The following is a 22349-nucleotide window of genomic DNA, read 5'->3' on the forward strand; positions in this document are numbered from 1 at the left end:
AAAAAAAGAAGTAGAGTTCATCTGAAAGAGCCATGTGCGGACTGCCATATCAACACATGGCTCTTTCAGATAACTGCGAGGTAGAATGAAGAAAAAATCCAGACGATATGTATATATTATTGCCGGAGTTGCAGCACTTATTGCTTTATTGTTATGGGTGTATCCAATTGCATTTATAAAAACCGGAATTCTGACAAAAGAGAAGGTAGATCAGTATGAAAAGCAGTATGATCTGGGCGCTGCGAGAAAGTTTGATGCGAATGATAAGAGCATAAAGAACGTCTATATGTTTTATATTGGAAATGAAGCCGTGGAGGTACAAGATGAAACTGTGGACAGTCTTATTGATGTTAACGTGCGAAAAGTTGCTCCGTTTCTATATCGTTGGAATATTCCAGAAGGAAATTGGGGAATCTTTCGGGTCACGCTGGGAAACGACAAATATTATTGTCTGTATATTACAAATTAATTTCATTTATAAAGTACATGTTAAAAAGCATTAATTATACATGGAGGAAGTTGATGAAGAAAAATGTTATCAAAATAATAGCAGCTACACTGACGCTTTTTCTGTTTTGCAGCAATGGCGTAAAGGCGGAAACTCAAAAAGAATGTATAACAATTGAAGAAAAAAAGGAATATTTGTGTGAAAAAGGTATGCTCAGTTGCAAAGCCCTAACATTTCGCCTAAGATTCAAATAAATCCAGGTGGATGGGCTTTTGTATCTTTTGAACCAAGTTATATGTTTCATGTAAATGATAATGTGATAACGGATTTGAGGTTAGAGTATGTACATGAAAATATGCCGGGAATTTCATCGATAAGTTTCTCCTATGAAGGGGCATCTATTTCTGCTGGCGGCAATTTTACTGATTCTTTATCTAAAATCACAACATATAGATCCATGTTAGTTGATGATTGGGGATAAAGCGGATTGAGAGAGGATAGATGCCCTTATAATTACGGGATGATATGCAGCGAAAGTCTCTGTGGGGGTAGAACACTTCAGGATTCTAAGATAACGGTAGAAGACAATCTCTATAACAGTGTCACAAGATTCTGACCAGTTTAGGTGTCAATCCTTCCGTGGCGGCATTGCTCGGTATTCGGGCTCAAATCCAACATCTGAAAGCCTATACTTCCACGGATGCGCTGGCAAATATCTGCATTGATCTGCGCTTCAAGTATGTGACGCGCGGTTCTTCATCTTATGTAGAGTGGCTGGACAGTAAGGAAAATCCGAAAGGCGTGGGCTGGCTCCTTTCCTGCTGTTTTTCTTCGTGCTATAATCTATTAAAAACGGGTGTCTGTCAGCAGTTAACTGTTCGGCATCTCTTGTGCTATTGTACAGTATTAATCCAGTTTTTGACCTCTTTTATACAAGAAGGATTCATTTGTAGTATAGATATCCAATAATAAAAAATAAACTCCAAAGAGTCTGTAATTCATAGCATTTTGCAAAGAAGCATGTTAGAATGAGATGAATCAAAATTTAAGGAGAAGCTTTATGAATGGTGTAGTATTGTATCAATCAAAATATGGGGCAACGAAGAAATATGCAGAGTGGATTTCGGAGAAAACAGGATTTCCTGTGATTGAGACGAAGAAAGCAAAGATAGGAGATATTAAAAAGTACGATATTATAATCCTTGGAGGAGGCATTTATGCATCTGGAATTGCAGGTATCTCCTTTTTGAGAAAGAATATTGATATACTGCAGGAAAAGAAAATCATAGTATTTTGTGTTGGGGCATCTCCTTATGATGAAACTGCATTTAAAGAGATTGTACAACATAATATGAAAGATAGACTAACGGACATTCCTTGCTTCTATTGCAGAGGAGCATGGGATATGGAAGCAATGAATGTTGTGGATAGAAATTTGTGCAAAATGTTAAGAAAAGCAGTCACAAAAAAGCAGCCAGACGAATATGAGGTCTGGGAGAAGGCGTTGGTGGCTGCTGGAGATGACAGCTGCGACTGGACAGATCAAAAGTATATTGAGCCGATATTGGATATGTTGAAGTAATCATATGTTTTTCGGCAACGGAAAATGCTTCGGAAGTGTGATGAGGAAGGAGTTTCTGTTGCCGGGAACTTTCAGAAGCAACAGTCAGATATCTGAGGAATATGGATTTCTATTTATCTGCTCAGATACCTTTCCGACCGTTTGATAAAGTCTGCAATGTCCAGCTTGGGATTATCCAAAGTCTTATGGATGAACAGACCATCGGAAAGGAGCAGAAGCAGCCATGCAAGATAATCGGAGGACACGGAATCCGTTCGTTCTCCGATTTTTTTTGAGATGATCTCAGCAAATTCACAGTACCGGCTCAGAAGCTTCTGACGGATCTGTTCATTTCCCATCATCGCATCATAGAAAAGATGAAGCCGCATATCTGCAGTTGCAACATCTCGTTCCAATACATACTTGACCAGCCGGTGAAGAGACGTGTCCTTCGTCTCGTCTTCCGTCCATGTGATCAGGTCCTGATATTGCTGATCCAGATACTTGTCTGTAATATCGAATAAGATATCGTTCTTATTCTTATAATGATAATAAAGTGTTCCTTTTGATATTCCGGCCTCTCTGGCAATCTCAGCCAGGGAGATGTCGGATAATTTTTTATGTTCTAATAATTCTTCTGTAGCGTTTAGAATTAATTCTTTTACATTATCTTTTCTTGGTGCAGCCATAGTGTCCCCTCTTGATGATCTTAATGAAAGATGCTCACGCATTTTGTATGTATACAGTATAGCTTCTTTTGTGTGAAATGTCGAGAAAATAGAGCGAAATGTTGACTTTAATGTACAGATTTGCTAATATAAACTTAGAGTCGGTCGCGTGGACGACTCATAGAAAGAAGTGAGTGGATGAAAAAAGAAGCATTGGAAGAAAAACTGAATCATAAATTGCGAAAGCGGTTTGGAGACAGTGTCAGGGTGTCGGTGGAAGGAAGAATCATTCGTGTATCTGGTCATATGTCCAGGTGGGAGGATATTGTAGAAGCCTGCAGCATGTGTGTGGTGAAGCAGCCGGGAGTCCATGTGGTCAATGATGTAGTGCTGGATGGTGTGCAGATGCCGTCGATGAGAGTTCCTTCACTCAGGGATGAAGAGCTGGAAGGGGCGAAGCCGGATGTCCTGATTATCGGCGGAGGCATCTCCGGGTGTAGTATTGCGAGAGAATTAATGAAGTGGAAGCTGGGTGTCCTGCTGGTGGATAAAGAGGCAGATCTTGCTGTGCAGGCATCAGGCAGGAATGATGGAGAAGTGCATCCCGGAGTGGATCTGGGACGTGGAACATTGAAGCAGAAGTACGTGGTGCGGGGCAATCGTATGTTTGATCAGGTCTGCGAAGATCTGGATGTGCCATTTCAGAGATGCGGACAGTACGTTGGCTTCACAGATAAGATCGTGTATCCATTTATCTGGTTGTATGCGTGGCAGCGTAAGCACATCTGCAAGGTGACGGACACACAGATTCTGTCGGGAAAGGAGCTTCACCGAAGAGAACCGAATTTGAATCCGGAGTTTCAGTTTGCACTTTACAATCCAAGTGCCGGATGTGTCTGCCCTTATGGATTGACGATTGCATATGGGGAAAATGCAGTGAGTAATGGAGCAAAAGTAAGTCTGAATACGGTCGTGCTTGGAATGAAAGTATCAAAACGAAGGATTCAAAGTGTTAAGACCAATCGCGGAACCATATACCCGAAGCTGGTGATCAATGCGGCCGGAGTATTTGCCGAGGATGTGGCTGAGATGGCAGGGGACAGATTCTTTTCGATTCATCCCAGAAAAGGAACCAATTCGATTCTGGACAAAAAGACCGGAAGCCTTGTGAAGGGAATCTCTTCGATAAAGAAATTGACCCATAACGCAGCACATACCAAGGGAGGCGGCATTGTCCATACTGCCCATGACAATCTGCTGGTGGGGCCGAATGCTATTGAAACCTATGAAAAAGAGAACTTTGCAACGGAACAGTCCAGCATTGATGCAGTGTTTGAAAAGCAGAAGATGACGTCGGAAAAGCTCTCGAAGAAAGATATCATTACATATTTTACGGGTGTCCGACCGGCAACGTTTGAAGAAGATTTTGTGATAGAAAAAGGGCGTAAGACGAAGAACCTGATTCATTGTGCCGGAATACAGTCGCCAGGACTGACAACTGCGCCTGCGGTTGCAGTCGATGTGGCAGAGATGGCGGTTCATGAGTTAAAACAGTCGCAAAAGGTTGAAGTGAATCGAGAATTCCAGCCAAAAAGAAAGGGAATTCCACAGGTGAAGAATCTCCCGGAGGAAGAAAGAGACCGATTGATTCAGGAAAATCCAGATTATGGAGTCATAGTCTGCCGGTGTGAAGAGATCAGTAAGGGAGAGATTCTGGATGCATTGAATTCCCCAATCCCGGTAGCAACGGTAGATGGAATTAAGAAGCGTGTCCGCCCGGGAATGGGAAGGTGTCAGGGTGGATTCTGTATGCCTCTGGTAACCAGAATTATCAGTGAACACCAGAATATTCCAGTCGAACAAGTTAGAAAATCCGGGGAAAATTCCATAATATGCTATGGAAAGACAAAGGGGGTACAATGATGCAAAGTTACGATGTACTTGTAATTGGCGGAGGCCCCGCAGGACTTTCCGCAGCAATCTCTGCCAGAAAAGAAGGAGCAAGAGTGCTTTTGATTGAGCGAGAAGAGCGATTGGGAGGAATCCTTAAGCAGTGTATCCATGATGGATTTGGTCTCCTTCGTTTTGGAGAGAAGCTATCAGGACCAGAATATGTGGAGCGATTCGAAGATGAATTCCACGAACTGCACATAGAGTATGAAGTACAGACCTTTGTTACGGATATCTGCAAGAAAGAGGAAGATTTCCAGATAACAGCGGTCAACCAAAAGGGTGTACAGAAGTATCAGACCAGGACGATCATTCTGGCTACGGGATGCCGGGAACGGACGGCAAAGCAGGTGTTCATCCATGGAACCAGACCATCAGGAGTCTTTACCGCAGGAACGGCACAGCATTTTGTGAACCTGATGGGAGAGATACCTGCAAAGAAATGTGTCATTCTGGGAAGCGGCGATATCGGCCTGATCATGGCACGTCGCCTGACGTTAGAAGGTGCAGAGGTTGAAGGCGTCTATGAAGTGAAATCAGAACCATCCGGTCTTACGAGAAATATTGTTCAATGTCTGGAGGATTACAACATCCCATTACATCTGTCCCATACGGTGACACGAGTATTTGGAGAGGACAGACTGACGGCTGTAGAGATATCAAAGGTAGATGAGAAGATGCAGCCGATTCCGGGAACGCAGAGGCTGGTAGAGTGTGATGCTTTGATTCTGTCGGTCGGCCTGATTCCGGAAAATGAGATTGCGGAGAATCTGGGGGTCTTACTGGATGGACATACCAAAGGACCTGCCTGTGATAATCTGTTTATGACCAATGTAGAAGGAGTGTTCTCCTGTGGAAATGCACTCCATGTCAATGACCTGGTGGATTATGTATCTGAAAGTGGTGAACTTGCCGGGAAGGCGGCGGCAGGCTATCGGAAGAACTGGAAACCAGGCAGGAAGAAGGTACAGCTGGATACAGATGCATCCTTACAGTATCTGGTACCACAGAGCCTGAATCTGGAGCAGGGACTGGAACATGTTGTGATGTATTTTCGAAGCAGAGAGACGATACCGTATGGTACGTTATGTATTGAGATAGATGGGAAGAATGTATTCGAGAAGAAGTATACGAATCTGAAACCGCCAGAGATGGAGCATCTGGAACTGGATTTCCAGAGATTCCACCTGACAGAATCTTCTAAAGTGAAGATATCCGTTCGAAAGGAAGCAAAAGGAGGCGGGAAGAGATGAGGGAGATGACGTGTATTACCTGCCCCAATGGATGTACGCTGCAGATTGAAGAAGTAGAAGGAATACTCCATGTTACAGGCAATAAATGTAAGAGAGGAGAAGCATTTGCCATTGCAGAGCTGACACATCCGATGAGAACCATCTGCAGCACAGTCCGGACCATCTATCCGGAAGTACCGGTATTGCCGGTTCGGGTGTCCGGCGAGATTCCAAAAGAGAGAATCTTTGATGTTATGAAGGAGATCAATCATATCCTGGTGGACCGGCATGTCAGACGGGGGGATGTGTTGCTGGAAAATGTTCTTGGATCAGGTGTAGATATTATTGTGACGAGTAATCGACTGAGTAGAGAGGAGAATGAAAATGAGTGCGAAACCGTATAAAGGATTTGAACCAAAATGGGTAAAGGAGGCTGCTCCAAAGGACAGTTATCGGTCTATTTTCCGATGGGGAGACCCAGAGTTTGTGAAGTATCCGAAGGAATCTTTGTATAAGATGATGAAGGAGAAGTTCAAGATGACGGACGATGATTTTAAGTCTTATGCAGGTGATATCGGGATGGACCCGGTCAAGCTGGATGCACCATGCAATCTGGAGCAGAAGCATCTGGATGCATTTGTGGAGATTCTGGGAAAAGACAATGTAACAACAAAAGATTATCCAAGACTTGCAGTTGCTTATGGAAAGACCGGGTATGATGCTGCAAGACTGCGTCAGCGTCAGATTGACAGCCTGCCGGATGTGGTTCTGTATCCGGGAACAACAGAAGAAGTGGAGAAAATCGTAGCGTATTGTACGGAGCAGAAGATTCCATTGTATGTGTATGGCGGTGGCAGCAGTGTGACCAGAGGGGTGGAGCCGACCAAGGGCGGGGTCTCTCTGGATATGCGAAAGAGATTCAATAAAGTACTAAGCTTTAACGAAGTGGACCAGACGATTACCGTACAGAGTGGAATCTCAGGGCCACAGCTGGAAGAAGCTTTGAACAATGCACCGCAGTTATACGGAGCCAAAAGAGCGTATACCTGTGGACATTTCCCACAGTCCTTTGAATACAGCAGTGTGGGCGGCTGGGTAGTGACCAGAGGTGCCGGACAGAACAGTACTTATTATGGATGTATCACCGATATCGTATTATCACAGAAGTATGCAACGCCAATCGGAACGATCCAGACCAGTCATTATCCAAGAGAGGCCACCGGTCCGAATCTGAATCAGATTATGATGGGAAGTGAAGGGGCTTTTGGAGTGTTGACGGAGGTAACATTAAAGGTATTCCGCTATATGCCGGAGAACAGAAAGCGCTTCTCCTTTATCTTTAAGAACTGGAAGGTTGCCCGGGCAGCAGCACGGGAAATGATGCAGTGCGAGGCCGGCAATGCATCCGTATTCCGCCTGTCTGACCCGGAAGAGACCAATCTGATGCTTCGCCTTTATAATGTAGATGAGACCCCTCTTTGGAATCTTCTGGATATGCGTGGATATGTGGATATGCAGAGATGCCTGTTCCTGGGATTTACTGACGGAGAGAAAGGATTTTCTAAAAATGTAGCGAAGAATATTAAGCGGATCGCCCACAAATACGGCGGAATGAGTCTGACATCTTTCGTGACCAAGAGTTGGGAAAAGGGAAGATTCAACGATCCGTATCTGAGAGATACCTTGTTGGACTTTGGAATTATGACGGATACGTTAGAGTGTACGGTGAATTGGTCGAATATGGCGAAAGTGCATCAGGAAGTGAGAAAGGTATGTCATGCACTTCCGAATACCATTGTTACTACACATATGTCCCACTGTTATCCACAGGGAGCGAATCTGTACTTTATCTTTATCACAAGAATGTCGGATGCTGAGGAATTTAAGGCATATCATGCCACAATTCTGGATGCGATCCAGAAGTCTGGTGCGTCCATGAGCCATCATCATGGGATTGGAAAGATGTTTGCACCATGGCTGGAAGGTCAGCTGGGAAGAAAAGAGTATGGCGTATTTAAAGTGTTAAAAGAATATTTTGATCCAGATAACATGATGAATCCAGGCGGTACGCTTGGTCTGGATCTGAAAGAAGAGGAAAAACGATTCTTGCGGGAAGATATCCAGTAGCAGTGAAAGGGGGGACTGCAATGGAAGATAGAATCGTGCTTGCGTATGATGTAGGAACGCAGAGTTCAAGAGCACTTTTGATCAATCAGAGAGGCGAGATCCTGGCAAAAAGCCAGGTGAAGCACCAGGAACCGTATGAATCTCCGAACCCGGACTGGGCAGAAAAGGATGCCGATTTTTATTATCAGAATATCTGTCAGGCATCGCAGGATTTAAAAAAGAGGTATCCAGAGATATTTGAAAAGATTGAGGCGGCAGCTATCACTACGATCCGTGATACTGTTGTATGTGTTGATCGGAATGGAAAACCGCTTCGCCCGGCGATTCTGTGGCTGGATAAGCGAAAAGCCGAGGGAAAACCGAAGTTTTCTCAGGTCACCCGTATGCTCTTTAAAGCAGTGGGGATGGAGGAGACTGCCAATGTGCAGTATCAGAAGTCTCATTGTAACTGGATCAGGGAGAATGAGCCAAAAGTGTGGGAAAAGACATACAAATACCTGCTGCTAAGTGGATATCTTATTTTCAGATTAACTGGTCAGATGGTGGATGCGGCAGCAAGCCAGGTAGGGCATATCCCGTTCGACAGTCAGTCCAGAAACTGGCAGAGAAAAGGAGCACTGACCCGTCCGGTATTCGATGTAGAAGAAGAGAAGCTGTGTGAGATCAAAGAATCTGGGGAAGTACTTGGTACGATTACCGCACAGGCTTCGGAGGAGACAGGCCTTCCAGAAGGAATGAAATTGATTGCAACAGGTTCAGATAAAGCCTGTGAGATCCTGGGACTTGGATGTGTCAGCAGGGAGAAAGCAGCCATTGGTCTGGGGACAACCGCAACGATAACATTTACCATTGATAAATATCTGGAGCCAGAACGTTTTATCCCGCCATATGATTCGATCATCCAGGGGCGATTTACTCCGGAGATTGAGATATTCCGGGGGTATTGGCTCATCTCCTGGTTTAAGAAAGAGTTTGCAGAAAAGGAAGTTGGGCAGGCGAAGAAGCTTGGCCTGTCGGCAGAAGAACTCCTGAATCAGCGACTGGGAGAGATCCCGGCAGGCTGTGAGGGGCTTTTGTTCCAGCCGTATTTCACACCGAATATTACCATGCCGAACGCAAGAGGGGCAGTGATTGGATTCTCAGACCAGCATACGAGGATTCATATATACCGGGCAATCATAGAAGGTATCAACTTTGCATTGATGGATGGAATGAAGCTGATGGAGCGAAGATCTGGCCATAAATTTCAGGAATTGTATCTTGGCGGAGGAGGCTCGCAGAGCCGGGAGATCTGCCAGATTACCGCCGATATGTTCGGAATTCCTGCAATCAGGACCCAGAGCTATGAAGTGACCGGAATCGGATGTGCGATGGCAGCATTTGTAGGGCTTGGTGTGTTCTCAAGTTATGAGGAAGCCGTGGAATCCATGGTGCATAAAAAGGATGTCTTTGAACCGAATCTTGAGCAGCACAAGATCTACGAGAGGCTCTATGAGGAAGTGTTTAAGAATATCTATGGAAAGCTTTCGGGACTGTACGAAAGACTATATGAGATCTATCATGAGAAAGATCTGACAGAGTGAATACCTCGCCCAAGTGATTCATTTATTTTTCACAGATATTTAATAGAATCTTGTGCCAAAAGATGTTAAAATAATTCTATATTATTGAAAAATATCTGCAATTTATGCTTTTTTGGACAGGTGGAAAATGAAGTCGAATATGTGGAAATCTACTACACGGGAAATTAAACAAAGTATGGGCCGATTTCTTGCGATTCTTGCGATTGTTGCTTTGGGAGTCGGCCTTTTTTCGGGTCTGAAAGTGACACAGCCTGCTATGGTAAAGACGGTCAATCAATATTTGACGGAGAAGCAATTCTATGATTACCGGATATTGTCTTCTCTTGGCTTTGAACAAGAGGATGTGGACTTCCTTGCTAAGCAGAAGGATGTAAGGTACGCAGAAGGTGTCTTCAATATGGATGTTCTGTGCAATATTGACGGAGAGAATGAAATGGTGTTAAAGGCCTATAATCTCCCGGAAGATATAAATGGAATTGAACTTATGGAAGGCCGTATGCCGAAGAATGCCGGAGAGTGTCTTTTGGATTCTTCTTGTTTTACCAAGAAAGATATCGGGCAGACGCTGGTGCTTTCGGATACGAACGATGAAGATGATCTGGAATGCTTTACAAAAACAGAATATACCATTGTAGGACTGGCGCAATCCTCCAATTATATACAGTTTGAGAGAGGCAATACTTCTCTTGGAAATGGACGCATCAGTGGCTTCATGTATCTTCCATGGGAGAGCTTTGATACAGACTATTATACAGAGATTCTGGTGAAGTTTGATCAGGATTATGAGATATACAGTGATGAATATGATGCTTATATGGATGATAAGGAAGAGGAATGGGAAGATCTGGCGAAAGAGGCGGCAGAACATCACTATGCAAGAATCCTGGCAGATGCAGAAGAGAAGTTGAATGATGCGGAACAGGAACTGGCTGATGGAAGAGCGGAGGGAGAAGCAGAGCTTGCCGATGCAAGAGCAGAACTTGAGGAGGCGAAAGCGAAGCTGGAAGACGCGGACCGCAAGATCGCTGATGCAAAAAAAGAACTGGCTGATGGCCAGAAGGAGCTGGATGCCAGCCGTTCACAGCTACAGAATGCGGAATCAGAACTTGCTCAGAATGAAGCTGTATTAAATAGTAGTGCGGCAGAACTGGAAAGTAACTGGGCACTATTAGTGGAAAAAGAAGCGCAGGCAGCAGAAGGAAGACAACAGCTGGAAAGCAGTCAGACGCAGTTGAATGAGAATAAAGCGGCATTAGAAGCTGGACAAAATCAGCTAAATGAGGCACAGAATCAAGTCTCAAAGCTGCAACAACAGGTTGATTTATTAGATGCGGCCGCATTGGATTCTTTTCCGCCAGAACAAAAAGAAGCGATTCTTGCGCCATTGGAAGAGGCGGTGGATGAATTACTTTCAGGATTGTCGGAAGGGAGTACCGGAGAAGGAACTGACACAAGCACCCTGTCTGCTGCACAAAGAATAGCCATTATGAATGGAAAACTTGCAGGTGCTTCCGCTGCGATTGCTCAAAAACAGAAAGAGATTACGAATCATCTGGAACAGATTCAGACAGCGCAGGAAACAATCGATGCCCAGAGACAGAACTTAGATGATGCAGATGCCCAGCTTGCAGCAGTAAGAGCCCAACTGGAGGCTGCCCAGAAGGAATTGGATTCCGGCAAAGCCCAGATTGAGTCTGGAAAGAAGCAGATAGCAGAAAGCTGGAATGCATTCTTTGCAGGAGAGGCTGAGATTGAGAGTGGAAAAGCTGAGATCGCAAAGAATAAAGCAGAGCTTCAGGATGGATGGCAGGAATATAACGATGGTCTGGCAGAGTATGGGGAAGGCTATCAGGAATTTGTAGATGAGATTGCAGATGCAGAGAAGAAGATTGCGGATGCAAGAGAAGAGATCGAAGATCTTGCATCACCGGAAAGCTATCTGTTGGATCGAAATACGAATGTTGGATATGCATGTTTCGAGAGTGATTCGGCAATCATCAATGGAATTGCCAATGTATTCCCGGTATTCTTCTTCGCTGTAGCGGCACTGGTATGTATTACTACGATGAGCCGGATGATTGAAGAACAGAGAACGCAGATCGGTGTGTTAAAAGCACTGGGTTATAGTAAGTCATCGATTATGGGCAAGTATCTGTTCTATTCAAGCACAGCAGCAGTGTTAGGTTGTATGATTGGATTCTTTGGCGGAACCTGGCTGTTCCCAAATGTCATCTGGTATGCCTATGGAATGATGTACGATGTAGGAAAACTGTCATATGTATTGGATTGGCAGCTTGGTCTGATCTCATTGATTGTGTCTGTAGCATGTTCTGCCGGAACTACGTTCCTGACTTGCCGCAAGGAACTTGGTGAGGTGGCAGCGGAGCTGATGAGACCAAAAGCGCCAAAGGCCGGAAAGCGAGTGCTTCTTGAGCGAGTGCCATTTATCTGGAAACGCCTGAAATTCTTATATAAAGTGTCCTATCGGAATGTATTTCGTTATAAGAAACGGTTCCTGATGATGGTAATCGGTATCAGCGGATGTACAGCATTACTTGTCACCGGATTTGGTGTCAGGGATTCAGTGACCAATATTGCCAGTGACCAGTATGATAACATTCAGGTCTATGATATGAGTGTAACATTGACAGATGAAGCAGAGGAAAGTACAAAGGATGAGATTAAGAAGTCACTTGGTAAAGAGGTATCGGAGTCTATCTATGTGATGGAAAAGAGTATGGATCTTGTTCATGGAGACCAATTGAAGGGTATCAATCTGGTTGCAGTGGATGAGAAGGAAGATATCTCGCCATTTGTACATCTGAAAGATCCGGATGGTACTGAAATATCTTTTCCGGGAGAGGGAGAGTGTATTCTTTCCGAGGCGATTGCAGAGAACTATGAGATAGAAGTAGGAGATACCATTACACTACAGGATGAGGACCATGAGACCATGGAACTTAAAGTCAGTGGTATCTTTGAAAATCACATTAGAAATTATGTATACATGACGACGCAAACTTATGAGAAATACATGGGGGAGGACGCATCTCTGAATGCTGTCTATATCAACGCCTCAGAAAAAGCAGATGTGCATCAGCTTTCTGCAGATCTGATGAAGATGGATGAAGTAACGAATGTAACGGTATCTGAAGATACCAAGACTCGTTTCGCCAATATGATGAACAGTATGAACCTGGTAGTAGTGGTAATTATTGTATGTGCGGCCGGACTGGCATTTATTGTATTGTATAATCTTACCAATATCAATATCACGGAACGTATAAAAGAAATCGCAACGATTAAGGTACTGGGCTTTTATAGGAATGAGACTGCAAGTTATGTATTCCGTGAAAACATGATATTGACATTTATAGGAACGCTGGCAGGGCTTGTGCTTGGCAAATATTTCCATATGTTCGTGATGTCACAGGTAAAGGTAGATCAGGTAGCATTTGATGTCCGGATTGCACCGGTCAGTTATGTGTATAGTATACTGTTGACTTTTGCATTTGCCTGGTTTGTAGATCTTGTCATGAATGGCAAATTAAAACGCATCAGCATGGCAGAATCACTAAAATCTGTAGATTAAAAGAATGGGAAAAGGTTATGATATCTTTTCCCATTCTTTTTTATTACCTTTGAATATCTGTGATTGGGATTATAATCCACAGGATTCCATTTATCTCCAAAAAACAATACTTGTAAATACAACTGTCTTGTCATATGTAAATTACAGTGGTATAATGGTCTGAGTCTGAAAAAGGAGAGAAAAAGTTATGACTATCGTAGATAAGATTAATGAGTTAAAAAAAGAGAAGAACGCAGTGGTACTGGCACATTATTATGTGAAGCCGGAAGTACAGGAAATTGCAGACTATATTGGGGACTCCTATTATCTTAGTAAAGTAGCCGTTGGGCTTAAAGAGCAGACCATTGTATTCTGCGGTGTTGAATTTATGGGAGAGAGCGCCAAGGCATTGAATCCCCAGAAGACAGTGCTTATGCCGGATCTGAGCGCAGATTGCCCGATGGCGCATATGGCAGATCCTGAGATTATTCAGAAGATGCGGGATACATATGAAGATCTGGCGGTTGTGTGTTATATCAATTCTACAGCAGAATTGAAGAAATATTCTGATGTATGTGTAACTTCGGCGAATGCAGTGAAGATTGTAAAGGCACTTCCCAATAAAAACATTTTCTTTATTCCGGACCGTAATCTGGCTCATTATATTGCAGGGCTTGTGCCGGAGAAGAATTTTGTGTATAATGAAGGATTCTGTCCGACGCATGAAAGAATGCAGGCAGAGGAAGTTCTGGAAGTAAAAAAGGAACACCCAGAGGCAAAAGTATTATCTCATCCAGAATGCAGGACAGAGATTCTGGAGATTTCTGATTATATTGGAAGTACGTCCGGGATTATTAAATACGCGACTGAAAGCGAAGAAAAAGAATTTATTATCTGTACGGAAGAAGGAGTTTCTTATAAGCTTTGTCAGAACAATCCGGAAAAGAAGTTTTATTTTCCGAAGTCAGTTCCGACCTGTCCAAATATGAAGAAGAATTCTTTGGAAAAGATATTGCATGTTCTGGAGACAGGAGAGAATGAAGTCCAGATTACAGAAGAGCTTCGCGAAGCTTCTGTGAAACCATTGGAGAGAATGCTGGAGCTTGCGAAGTAAAGAGGAGGCAGAACAAAAAGTATCTGCGAATAAATGGGGCATTTTGGCACCGGGAAGGATTGAAAGATGAAGATATATACCGATGTTGTTATTGTTGGTACAGGAGTGGCTGGTCTGTTCAGTGCACTTCATCTGCCCTCGGACAAGAAGATTCTTATGATTACAAAATCAGATCTGGAGAGCAGTGACTCTTTTCTGGCTCAGGGAGGAATATGCGTTTTGAGAGATGAATCTGACTATGACAGCTATTTTGAAGATACAATGAAGGCGGGGCACTATGAAAACCGCAGAGAATCTGTAGATATTATGATTCGAAGTTCCAGAGATATTATCAACGAGTTGGTTGGATATGGAGTGGAATTTGAAAAAAAGGATGGAGAGTTTGAGTATACACGAGAAGGTGCTCATTCAAAACCACGAATTTTATTTCACGAGGATATTACGGGAAAGGAGATTACAAGTAAGCTGTTGGCACAGGTCAAGAAACTTGACAATGTGACTATTTATGAATATACAGCTATGACGGATATTATTGAAGAAGATGGAAGATGTATCGGTATTCTGGCAGAAAATGAACATGGTAAGCTGACTGTATATGCAGAGAATACGATTCTGGCAAGTGGCGGTATTGGCGGAAAATATAAGCATTCTACGAATTTCCCACATTTGACAGGTGATGCACTTGATATTTCGAAAAAACACGGCATTCGCCTGGAACATCTGGACTATGTGCAGATTCACCCGACGACACTTTATTCTGAAAAGCCGGGACGACGATTCTTAATATCGGAATCTGTGCGAGGAGAGGGTGCTGTGTTATATAATAAGAAGAAAGAGCGTTTTGTTGATGAGCTGTTGCCGCGGGATGTGGTGACAAAGGCTATTCATGAACAGATGGAGAAAGACGGTTCCGAATATGTATGGCTTTCTATGGAGCATATCCCGAAAGAGGAGATTATGAAGCATTTTCCGAATATATACCAGCATTGTCTCGAAGAAGGGTACGATGTAACGAAGGAATGTATTCCGGTAGTGCCGGCGCAGCATTATTTTATGGGTGGAATCTGGGTGGATTCTGACAGCCGGACTTCTATGGATCATCTGTATGCTGTTGGTGAGACGAGTTGCAATGGTGTACATGGGGCGAATCGTCTGGCAAGTAATTCGCTACTGGAGAGTATGGTATTTGCAAAACGGGCAGCACAAAAGATTGGACGCTTATAGTGTGAAGAGAAGGAGACATTAGATTATGAATAAGATTACAATGACTTTACAGGCGGATCATCTGATTCTGGAAGCGTTGAAAGAAGATATTTCCAGTGAGGATGTAACCACGAATTCTGTGATGAAAAAAGCGGTGAAAGGCGAAGTGGATCTAATCTGCAAACAGGATGGAATTATCGCTGGGCTTGAGGTATTTGCCAGAGTGTTCCAGTTGCTGGATGCAGATACAGAGGTTCAGTTGTATTGTAAAGATGGAGACGAAGTGAAAAATGGACAGCTGATGGGAAAGGTTCTTGGTGATATCCGTGTCCTGTTATCTGGTGAGCGGGTTGCCTTGAATTATCTTCAGCGTATGAGCGGAATTGCGACCTATACGCATTCGGTCGCATCACTGTTAGAAGGCAGTCATACGAAACTGTTGGATACTCGTAAGACAACGCCGAACATGAGGATTTTTGAAAAATATGCAGTTCGCGTAGGCGGAGGATATAATCATCGGTATAATCTGTCGGATGGAGTATTGCTGAAGGATAATCATATTGGTGCAGCCGGCAGTGTTACGAAAGCGGTTCAGATGGCAAAGGAATATGCTCCTTTTGTGAGAAAGATTGAAGTGGAAGTGGAGAATCTGGATATGGTGAGAGAAGCGGTTGAAGCAGGCGCAGATATCATCATGCTTGATAATATGTCTACAGAAGAGATGCAAGAGGCAATCCGTATCATAGATGGACGCGCCAAGACAGAATGTTCAGGAAATGTTACCAGAGAGAATATCGGACGTCTGACATCCTTGGGCGTGGATTATATTTCCAGCGGAGCTTTGACTCATTCTGCACCAATATTAGATATTTCCCTAAAGAATCTTCATGTGGTATAATAGCTGTGCAGACAATGAGTGCTGCAAGGAAAACCAGCAAAAGAGTTCGTATATGATCAGGGAGGTGAGAAGCATTTATGACTGGTTCTGAAAGAAGAACAGAGATTATCCGGCAGATACAAGCAAGTGCAGTGCCGGTGTCAGGAAGCAGGCTGGCTTCCACATATGAAGTAAGCCGCCAGGTCATTGTGCAGGACATTGCATTGATTCGTGCGGCGGGTTACGATATCATCTCCACAAACCGGGGATATATCTTGAATACTCCGAAGACGGTCAGCAGAGTATTTAAAGTACAGCATACCGATGATCAATTGGAAGAAGAATTGTGCGCCATCGTTGATCTGGGAGGCTGTGTAGAAAATGTTATGGTCAATCACCGGGTATATGGTCATATCGAGGCAGAACTTCATATTAATTCCAGAAGAAAAGTGGGAGAATTTATGGAAGATATCCGAAGTGGCAAGTCCAGTCCATTGAAGAATATAACATCTAACTATCATTATCATAAGGTTACTGCAGACAGCGAAGATACTCTAGATATGATAGAGAACACCTTAAAAGAGAAAAAGTTTTTAATAAAAACGTAAGACAGTGCTTTATCCCAGCACTGTCTTTTCGTTTCTTACATCAGAGTATAGATGTATTCCTTTTCCATGCAGGTTGTAGACTCGGATGATATCCGTATATTCTCTGCAGTCGGGAAGAATGTTGGTCAATACATTTGGTTCATCTTTGAAGAAGTCCTTATTGAAATGGATTGTTCTATTATTGTCAAAAATGGCGGTATAAAAAATCTCTGCTTCTACCAGATCCTGAAACATATGGCTACCGTAAGAAAGTTCTGGCATGTAACCGACTTCACTGTCAGACATCTCGCAGATGGCATGGAAATGATGAATCTCCGCAAATGTTACTGGAACGCCAAGTTCTGGTGAGGATGTGCCGATTCTTCCCGGAACGAAGAGCATAAGTTTCTCGTTGCTTTTTCGGAAATAATGATTGATGTCACCGATAATACGGGCAATGTCCGGTTTTTGCTTATATGGACATTGATAGTAGCCCTTGGAGTCTACCCATACAATGTAGTCAATCCGTTCAGACTGGGATCCTCCCATGGAGGAATTGGTCACAGAGAAGACGGTCTGTTCCTTTGGAAAATCTGGAACAGTGACTGCGTCCCGTGATGTACCGATCTGAAGCGGACGGCATTGAAGCAGGTTGAAGACGAATTCACCGGAAGCATTGCTGTTGATCGTAAATTCAATATCCACCGGATAATTATATGCGTTTTGCAATGTGCGAAGAAGAGACTTCATACATTCGGTAAATGCTTTATTCCGAACAAGACCTTCACAACTTGCGAAGAGGATCTCACGATGCTGTCCTCGTTCCCGGAAGGTTCGTTCTGCATCAAAATCATGTTCCAGAACCATTCGTTTATACCATGGATCCATATAAGGAGTAACCTCTTTGACCGAACGGGTGGCAAGTGCCTTATTCCGGTAGTCAATCAGATCTACATAACGCTGGGAGTATTGATGCTTTGCCCAACTGTCGGTCAGGGTAGAACTTTCTGGCTGAGCCAGATTGACAATTCGTGGATAATCTCCTTCGGTACGGTCGACCGCACGGGTTCCGAGCCCCATGACAAGTCGCAGCATTCCGCAGGAAGCATCCAGAGAATCACTCCAGCGATAGGAACTGTAGGAATATCCGACGCCGGCAGCATTAGGCATCAGAAAATCTTCGTACATGGAACCGGATACACGCTGAATCAAAAGAGCCATCTGTTCATCCTTATAACCAAGCCCGCGCTGTTTCCGGTATTCCAGTGCAGACAGATTCATGGTACTGGCATATACGGTGCGGACAGCATTTTCCAGTTCCGTCAGACGCTCGGTGATATCACCGGTGTTAATGCAGAAGACAGATTCATATTTTCCGGCAAATGCATTTCCAAAACCGTCTTCCTGAAGACTGCTGGAGCGGACAATGATCGGGCGCTGCCCAAAATATTCTAACATACGAATAAACTGTTGCCTTGTTGCTTCTGGAAAGACTCCGTTTTTGAATGCTTCTTCGATCTGAGGGGCCAGACGGAAGTATCCTTCTTTTGTCTTTTGACTGATATGAAGACGCCAGAACTTATTATGTACAATATAAGTATAGAAGACATCTGAACCAAGATAATAGGAGTCATGTGGTTCCATGTGTTGAAATACTTCTGGCGCATCTTTGGCAACGATTTTTCTCGCGAGAAGCATGCCACAGGCTTTTCCACCAATACTTCCGGTTCCGATCATACGATTATAGATATGAAAATAATCCTCTGGTTCAAAATATATCTTCAGCAATTCCAGAATCTTTGGATCACGTGACATCATATTCTGGCAGAAGGTATCTTCTGTCTCTGCGGAAAAAGTACGGTCTTTATGGTAAATGCGGCTGGCATCCGATACGAAACGTTCCCAACTGTCCAGGTTCTGATTTTCATAGATGCGAGTCATGTTGTCCACCAGGGTGTAAAATCGGCTGACTTCATATCCTCCGCGCAGAGGTAGAAAAGAACCATCCTTTGTAATGTATTGGTGTGGAAGGAACATATTTGGTGAATAACGATTCCATACTTTGAGCGGATTGATATACAAGCTGTTGGCATCGCTATAGACGTCCAGAAGAAGCTGAGTCGTCTCCTGAATACGGGCAATTGCATCGAAAGAGTGGAGCCCGCGAAGAATTGGAAAATAAGCGACAGTATTTAGTTCAAACAGATAAGGACAGGTTACCTGGAAAAAATTTCCCATCATCAGGTCGGTGGCCCATGCAGCCTGCAAGTCCGACAGACAGTCAAAGATATAGAAGACATCCTTTCCTTCTGCAGCAATTCGTTTTCGAACATTCATGGTGAAAGCTTCAAATCCTTCGGATGGATCAAATTCATAGCACGGAACTTGGGTAGATTCATCCAGAAGCTTTGGGTGACCAGTGAAATGCATATACAGAATCTTGCGTCCATCGCTTAGCGCCTGTTGATAAAATGGTTCTACAAAGAATAGATATTCTTCCATAGTTGAAACTTGCCATACGACATTGTCGCCCAGACGAATGTTATCAAGGATGGAATCCAGGCCGGAAAGCCCAGATGAAATTCGTTCAAATGTACTCAAAATAATCCCTCCTACTTAAGTTTAACATAGTATAAGTATACAAGATTTTTTTTGAAAAAAGGATAGATTTTCTCATTTTTTCATTTTCTCCTTGTAAATTCACGAAACAACATCTAAAATAGACCTATTAGGTCAAAAACAGAAAGGACAATATATATGGAAATGATAAAGGACGTGATACTGGATACCGGTCTGGATTGCTTGAAAATGCTGCCATATTTATTTGTAGCCTTTATATTGATAGAAGCACTGGAGCATTATTCTGGTGAATTTACAGAAAAGGTTCTGGCAAAAGTAGGAAAGGCAGGTCCGATCTTTGGAGCGGTCGCAGGATGCATCCCTCAGTGTGGATTCTCCGTTATGGCAGCGAATCTTTACGCAGGAGGAATTATTTCCGTGGGGACACTTCTGTCTGTATTTATTGCAACTTCAGATGAGGCAATTTTAATTATGCTGGGGAATCCTGATGCTGTACAAGAAGTTGGGATATTGCTTGTGGCAAAAGTGGTGATCGCTATTGTTGCAGGATATGCGATAGACATTTTCTTTCAAAAGAAGATATCCATACCAAAAGAAAGTGGAAATCTCTGCGATGAATGTGGATGTCATGAAGAAGAGTCTGCGATTTTAAAACCGGCATGGCATCATACAATCAAAATATTTGTGTATTTGTTGGTATTTACTGGAGTACTGAATCTTTGCATAGAGATTTTCGGAATTGAACAATTATCTACATTTTTGCTAGGAGATACAATCTTTCAGCCATTCATAGCTGCAGTTATTGGACTGATTCCTAATTGTGCGGCTTCTGTGATTCTGACACAGCTATATTTAAACGGAGCAATCTCTTTTGCATCTGTTATTGCAGGTTTGTGTACCGGGGCGGGAATTGGACTGGTCGTATTGTTTAAAATTAACAGAGAGAAAAAAGAAAATCTAAAAATAGTAGGAGTTCTGTATATTATTTCGGTGATCGCAGGGGTTATTTTGGAAATATTTGCCTAAGAAAAAGGAGATAGCATAGTGAGGAGCAAAAATTGCTTTTTTGAAAAAGTATGCTATAATAACTTGAACTAGGTGATGAGGCTTAGGAAGATTGAGGAGGAATTATCATGGCCACAAAGAAAGTAACACCAGCAACTAATGAAACTGTAAAAGAAACTGCAGCAACAAACACAGCGACAAAGGTAGCTCCGGAAGCAAAAGCTGAACCGGCTAAGACCCCCGCAGAAAAGAAAGCAACAGAGAAAAAGACACCTGAGAAGAAAGCACCTGCAAAAAAGGCAGCAACAACAGCCAAGAAAACAACAACTAAAAAAACAACAGCGAAAAAAGAAATCAAAGTAAGTACTTATGTTCAGTGTTATGGAAAACAGGTAGAAGAAAAAGAAATCATTGCCAGCGTAAAAAAATCATGGACAAAATCCGGCAAAAAAGTTGGCGATATTAAGACAATGGAATTATATATTAAGCCTGAAGAAAATGCTGTTTACTATGTAATTAACGGAACAGAGACAGGCGCAGTTGAATTTTAGCAAGTTTAGTGTGATGTTGGAAAGTCCCTCGAATTTCGAAGGGACTTTTTTTTGAACAAAAAGGTACAGGGCAAAATTCAATTGGGGACGTAGTATTTTTGCAAAATACTACGTCCCCAATTGAATAAAAGTGGTAAATAATGTTATAATGGTAGCGGTAAAAATAAGTAATAGGGGACAAAGGAGATATTGGCATGGAAGAAATGATGAACCTGATGGGAAGTGACTTGCTGGGAATGTTAGGAGAAAACGGCAATGTATTTCTGGCATGGACCAGACAGATGTTAATGATTGCTTTGATTGTGACTATTGTAATAGGTTTGGCAATCTGTTTCTTTGGATTGAAGATAGTAAGAGTCCTTACGGCAATTGTTGGTTTGGTTGTGGGAGCGGTGATTGGAGGCGTCGTGGCGCTGATGATCGGACTTAATGATACAGCACTCTTGGCGGTGATCGGAGTGAGTGCGGTTATTGTTGCGGTTTTGTTTGCATGGCTGCGTCGTTTGGGGATTTTTTTCCTGATTCTCTTTTATGTGTTTGGTATCTGTGCTTCGCTTGTGGGTGTTCAGCCTGTATTTTTGTTGATTATTTATTTTGTTGTTGCTTTGGTATTGGCAGTTTTGTCTGTTTTTTGGACAACACCGCTTGTTATTATTGTAACTGGACTAGAGGGCGGAGTATCAGCAGGTCTGGCGATTGCCTCGTTGGCAGGTTTGAATCAGAATGTGTGGATTGGCTATGGAATCAGTATTTTAATCGCATTGATTGGAATGTGGGCGCAGTTCATGATGCAGTCCAGGAAGGTTGGAAAAAAAGAAAAAGTGTACTCCAGAAAAGTGAAAGAAGAAGTCTCCAGAGAGTCGGAAGTTGAGAAGGCAAGAATGATGCTGGATGATGAAGAGGATGAAGAGGATGTTTTTGAAGATCCAGAAGAAGTGAAAAAAGTACCAAAAGAAAATGATACAGAAGATGATGATATAGAAATATTTAACACGGAAGAATTATAAGTCCCGATTATGACACACCTCTCCTGATATAGTAGTGGCTATAGAAGGAGAGGTGCTTTATTATGGGTAAAAAGAAGAATATGATAATTGCATTAATTGGATGTGTATTGCAGATATTAATGATGGTGACGTATAGTTTTTCGTCAATGCAGATATCAGGAGTTGTTTATATCATTGCATGGTTGGTATGTGCATTGATTGTAAGAAATGTATTAAATGAAAAAAAGGTAATTTAATCCATAGCCATCCGGTTTTATTGTATTTTAAAGCAAATGTGATATAATA

Annotated in this window: 19 protein-coding genes; 17 read left to right on the forward strand and 2 right to left on the reverse strand. The window is 42.9% G+C overall.

Annotated elements, in window-relative coordinates; genetic code table 11:
* Positions 1–85 precede the first annotated feature (85 nt).
* The 3 genes from ACQRBH_RS08240 (at position 86) to ACQRBH_RS08250 (ending at position 2030) form a co-directional block, all read left to right on the forward strand.
* Positions 86–469, forward strand: a complete 384-nt coding sequence (locus ACQRBH_RS08240; RefSeq protein ID WP_427761334.1) for a hypothetical protein — start codon at positions 86–88, stop codon at positions 467–469.
* A 53-nt stretch (positions 470–522) separates the two neighbouring features.
* A complete protein-coding gene (locus ACQRBH_RS08245) occupies positions 523–702 on the forward strand; it encodes a hypothetical protein (RefSeq protein ID WP_235233551.1) in 180 nt (59 codons plus the stop codon).
* A gap of 806 nt (positions 703–1508) precedes the next feature.
* The gene (locus ACQRBH_RS08250) at positions 1509–2030 is read left to right on the forward strand and encodes a flavodoxin domain-containing protein (protein ID WP_427761335.1); all 522 of its coding nucleotides are present in this window, start codon (positions 1509–1511) and stop codon (positions 2028–2030) included.
* Positions 2031–2143: 113 nt separating this feature from the next.
* On the opposite strand, the gene ACQRBH_RS08255 is transcribed toward ACQRBH_RS08250, so the two are convergent.
* Entirely contained in the window at positions 2144–2698 is a 555-nt protein-coding gene (locus ACQRBH_RS08255) for a TetR/AcrR family transcriptional regulator (protein WP_427761336.1), read from the reverse strand.
* 177 nt (positions 2699–2875) lie between these two features.
* Here ACQRBH_RS08255 and ACQRBH_RS08260 point away from each other — a divergent pair, with 177 nt between their 5' ends.
* From ACQRBH_RS08260 to ACQRBH_RS08305, 10 genes are all read left to right on the forward strand, one after another.
* Positions 2876–4600: an NAD(P)/FAD-dependent oxidoreductase gene (locus ACQRBH_RS08260; protein ID WP_427761337.1), complete on the forward strand. Its 1725-nt coding sequence runs from the start codon at positions 2876–2878 to the stop codon at positions 4598–4600.
* Positions 4597–5880 (forward strand): NAD(P)/FAD-dependent oxidoreductase, encoded by a 1284-nt coding sequence (locus ACQRBH_RS08265; RefSeq protein WP_427761338.1) that lies wholly within the window; start codon positions 4597–4599, stop codon positions 5878–5880. The genes ACQRBH_RS08260 and ACQRBH_RS08265 overlap by 4 nt, the downstream gene beginning before the upstream one ends.
* Positions 5877–6263 (forward strand): DUF1667 domain-containing protein, encoded by a 387-nt coding sequence (locus tag ACQRBH_RS08270; RefSeq protein ID WP_427761339.1) that lies wholly within the window; start codon positions 5877–5879, stop codon positions 6261–6263. Before ACQRBH_RS08265 ends, ACQRBH_RS08270 begins: the two co-directional genes overlap by 4 nt.
* The gene (locus ACQRBH_RS08275) at positions 6244–7986 is read left to right on the forward strand and encodes an FAD-binding oxidoreductase (RefSeq protein ID WP_427761340.1); all 1743 of its coding nucleotides are present in this window, start codon (positions 6244–6246) and stop codon (positions 7984–7986) included. Before ACQRBH_RS08270 ends, ACQRBH_RS08275 begins: the two co-directional genes overlap by 20 nt.
* A 20-nt stretch (positions 7987–8006) precedes the next feature.
* Entirely contained in the window at positions 8007–9569 is a 1563-nt protein-coding gene (locus tag ACQRBH_RS08280) for an FGGY-family carbohydrate kinase (protein WP_427761341.1), read from the forward strand.
* Between the two features lie 175 nt (positions 9570–9744).
* Positions 9745–13161: an FtsX-like permease family protein gene (locus tag ACQRBH_RS08285; protein ID WP_427761342.1), complete on the forward strand. Its 3417-nt coding sequence runs from the start codon at positions 9745–9747 to the stop codon at positions 13159–13161.
* Between the two features lie 187 nt (positions 13162–13348).
* Positions 13349–14254: a quinolinate synthase NadA gene (gene nadA / locus ACQRBH_RS08290; RefSeq protein WP_427761343.1), complete on the forward strand. Its 906-nt coding sequence runs from the start codon at positions 13349–13351 to the stop codon at positions 14252–14254.
* Positions 14255–14320: 66 nt separating this feature from the next.
* Positions 14321–15478, forward strand: a complete 1158-nt coding sequence (locus tag ACQRBH_RS08295) for an L-aspartate oxidase (RefSeq protein ID WP_427761344.1) — start codon at positions 14321–14323, stop codon at positions 15476–15478.
* Positions 15479–15503: 25 nt separating this feature from the next.
* Positions 15504–16355 (forward strand): carboxylating nicotinate-nucleotide diphosphorylase, encoded by an 852-nt coding sequence (nadC, locus tag ACQRBH_RS08300; RefSeq protein WP_235233569.1) that lies wholly within the window; start codon positions 15504–15506, stop codon positions 16353–16355.
* 77 nt (positions 16356–16432) lie between these two features.
* Positions 16433–16942: a transcription repressor NadR gene (locus ACQRBH_RS08305; RefSeq protein ID WP_235233570.1), complete on the forward strand. Its 510-nt coding sequence runs from the start codon at positions 16433–16435 to the stop codon at positions 16940–16942.
* Positions 16943–16951: 9 nt separating this feature from the next.
* On the opposite strand, the gene ACQRBH_RS08310 is transcribed toward ACQRBH_RS08305, so the two are convergent.
* Entirely contained in the window at positions 16952–19522 is a 2571-nt protein-coding gene (locus tag ACQRBH_RS08310) for a PEP/pyruvate-binding domain-containing protein (RefSeq protein ID WP_427761345.1), read from the reverse strand.
* Positions 19523–19678: 156 nt separating this feature from the next.
* Here ACQRBH_RS08310 and ACQRBH_RS08315 point away from each other — a divergent pair, with 156 nt between their 5' ends.
* The 4 genes from ACQRBH_RS08315 to ACQRBH_RS08330 all read left to right on the forward strand — a co-directional run bounded on the left by ACQRBH_RS08315 (position 19679) and on the right by ACQRBH_RS08330 (position 22300).
* Entirely contained in the window at positions 19679–20527 is an 849-nt protein-coding gene (locus ACQRBH_RS08315; RefSeq protein ID WP_427761346.1) for a putative manganese transporter, read from the forward strand.
* 107 nt (positions 20528–20634) lie between these two features.
* The gene (locus ACQRBH_RS08320; protein WP_235233576.1) at positions 20635–21057 is read left to right on the forward strand and encodes a DUF6465 family protein; all 423 of its coding nucleotides are present in this window, start codon (positions 20635–20637) and stop codon (positions 21055–21057) included.
* A gap of 194 nt (positions 21058–21251) precedes the next feature.
* Positions 21252–22064, forward strand: a complete 813-nt coding sequence (locus ACQRBH_RS08325) for a hypothetical protein (RefSeq protein ID WP_427761347.1) — start codon at positions 21252–21254, stop codon at positions 22062–22064.
* Between the two features lie 62 nt (positions 22065–22126).
* On the forward strand, positions 22127–22300 hold the full coding sequence (locus ACQRBH_RS08330; RefSeq protein WP_427761348.1) for a hypothetical protein: 174 nt from the start codon (positions 22127–22129) through the stop codon (positions 22298–22300).
* Positions 22301–22349: the final 49 nt, after the last annotated feature.

Origin of the sequence: Bariatricus sp. SGI.161 (assembly GCF_050313695.1) — a bacterium.
Classification (GTDB): Bacteria; Bacillota; Clostridia; order Lachnospirales; family Lachnospiraceae; genus JAFBIX01.

What these genes read in the sequence shown, in the direction of transcription:
- ACQRBH_RS08240 (WP_427761334.1), top strand. Translation starts at nt 86, where the DNA reads ATGAAGAAAAAATCCAGACGATATGTATATATTATTGCCGGAGTTGCA.
- ACQRBH_RS08245 (WP_235233551.1), top strand. Translation starts at nt 523, where the DNA reads ATGAAGAAAAATGTTATCAAAATAATAGCAGCTACACTGACGCTTTTT.
- ACQRBH_RS08250 (WP_427761335.1), top strand. Translation starts at nt 1,509, where the DNA reads ATGAATGGTGTAGTATTGTATCAATCAAAATATGGGGCAACGAAGAAA.
- ACQRBH_RS08255 (WP_427761336.1), bottom strand. Translation starts at nt 2,698, where the DNA reads ATGGCTGCACCAAGAAAAGATAATGTAAAAGAATTAATTCTAAACGCT.
- ACQRBH_RS08260 (WP_427761337.1), top strand. Translation starts at nt 2,876, where the DNA reads ATGAAAAAAGAAGCATTGGAAGAAAAACTGAATCATAAATTGCGAAAG.
- ACQRBH_RS08265 (WP_427761338.1), top strand. Translation starts at nt 4,597, where the DNA reads ATGATGCAAAGTTACGATGTACTTGTAATTGGCGGAGGCCCCGCAGGA.
- ACQRBH_RS08270 (WP_427761339.1), top strand. Translation starts at nt 5,877, where the DNA reads ATGAGGGAGATGACGTGTATTACCTGCCCCAATGGATGTACGCTGCAG.
- ACQRBH_RS08275 (WP_427761340.1), top strand. Translation starts at nt 6,244, where the DNA reads ATGAGTGCGAAACCGTATAAAGGATTTGAACCAAAATGGGTAAAGGAG.
- ACQRBH_RS08280 (WP_427761341.1), top strand. Translation starts at nt 8,007, where the DNA reads ATGGAAGATAGAATCGTGCTTGCGTATGATGTAGGAACGCAGAGTTCA.
- ACQRBH_RS08285 (WP_427761342.1), top strand. Translation starts at nt 9,745, where the DNA reads ATGGGCCGATTTCTTGCGATTCTTGCGATTGTTGCTTTGGGAGTCGGC.
- nadA (WP_427761343.1), top strand. Translation starts at nt 13,349, where the DNA reads ATGACTATCGTAGATAAGATTAATGAGTTAAAAAAAGAGAAGAACGCA.
- ACQRBH_RS08295 (WP_427761344.1), top strand. Translation starts at nt 14,321, where the DNA reads ATGAAGATATATACCGATGTTGTTATTGTTGGTACAGGAGTGGCTGGT.
- nadC (WP_235233569.1), top strand. Translation starts at nt 15,504, where the DNA reads ATGAATAAGATTACAATGACTTTACAGGCGGATCATCTGATTCTGGAA.
- ACQRBH_RS08305 (WP_235233570.1), top strand. Translation starts at nt 16,433, where the DNA reads ATGACTGGTTCTGAAAGAAGAACAGAGATTATCCGGCAGATACAAGCA.
- ACQRBH_RS08315 (WP_427761346.1), top strand. Translation starts at nt 19,679, where the DNA reads ATGGAAATGATAAAGGACGTGATACTGGATACCGGTCTGGATTGCTTG.
- ACQRBH_RS08320 (WP_235233576.1), top strand. Translation starts at nt 20,635, where the DNA reads ATGGCCACAAAGAAAGTAACACCAGCAACTAATGAAACTGTAAAAGAA.
- ACQRBH_RS08325 (WP_427761347.1), top strand. Translation starts at nt 21,252, where the DNA reads ATGGAAGAAATGATGAACCTGATGGGAAGTGACTTGCTGGGAATGTTA.
- ACQRBH_RS08330 (WP_427761348.1), top strand. Translation starts at nt 22,127, where the DNA reads ATGGGTAAAAAGAAGAATATGATAATTGCATTAATTGGATGTGTATTG.